Origin of the sequence: Lysinibacillus antri, assembly GCF_003977595.1 — a bacterium.
GTDB lineage: Bacteria > Bacillota > Bacilli > Bacillales_A > Planococcaceae > Ureibacillus > Ureibacillus antri.
In genome coordinates this window covers 1-764 of sequence record NZ_RYYR01000076.1, presented here as the reverse complement: position 1 = coordinate 764, position 764 = coordinate 1, and the positions used below count along the sequence as shown (strand labels likewise).

Here is a 764-nt window from a genome sequence, read left to right as displayed (position 1 = left end):
CTCCTGATCTATAAATTCAATATGTTCGGCATGAACGACTAATTGGCTTAAACCGTTATAGTCTTTGTGAGTGTGGATAAATCCGTAAACTCTAATTTTATCGCCGAGCTTTATTTGTTGGGTTATTAAACTAAATTGATTGCCATTTAAAATCACTTGGATTTTACACCACGCTTGACGCTCTAAATTTACTTCGGTTTGAATTGAACGATGTTCAAGCCAAAAACGGTAATTCGGAACCCCTAACGGGTTTTGGCTTTGCTTAACCGTTGAAGCGACCGAGCCGCTCAGAATTAAGCAATTATCAATCGGCGAATTACTCGCCAGCTTCCTCTGATTCAACTTCAGCTACCGCTTCAGCAACTTTGCTTTCTTTCGCTTTCACCATTGGTGACGCTTCAGTTACTGCCGCTTTAGTGTGAACGATTAAGTTACGAAGAACTGCATCGTTATAACGGAAGTTAGTTTCTAACTCGTCGATTACACTTTGAGGTGCTTCTACATTCATTAACACGTAGTGTGCTTTGTGAAGTTTGTTGATTGGGTATGCTAATTGACGACGACCCCAATCTTCTAAGCGATGAACTTGACCGCCAGCTTCTTTAACAGACGCTGTGTAACGCTCAATCATTGCCGGTACTTGTTCGCTTTGGTCCGGGTGAACCATAAAAACGATTTCGTAGTGACGCATTGACTATCCTTACGGGTTAGCAGCCTCCAACTTTAGCCAGTCACCAACTTGTGGAAGCAAGGATTAAAAAAAC

The 764-nt window shown here is 41.8% G+C and carries 2 protein-coding genes; both read right to left on the bottom strand.

Annotated elements, in window-relative coordinates:
• A partial coding sequence (gene priB / locus EK386_RS20725) for a primosomal replication protein N (RefSeq protein ID WP_179966075.1) occupies nt 1-342 on the bottom strand: 342 nt, incomplete at its 3' end.
• Complete coding sequence (rpsF, locus tag EK386_RS20720) at nt 317-691, bottom strand: 30S ribosomal protein S6 (protein WP_005598107.1); 375 nt, start codon at nt 689-691, stop codon at nt 317-319. The genes rpsF and priB, both read right to left, overlap by 26 nt.
• Nucleotides 692-764 lie beyond the last annotated feature (73 nt).

Excerpts from the sequence above, each read along its gene's own strand:
- rpsF (WP_005598107.1), bottom strand. The coding sequence starts at position 691 with ATGCGTCACTACGAAATCGTTTTTATGGTTCACCCGGACCAAAGCGAA.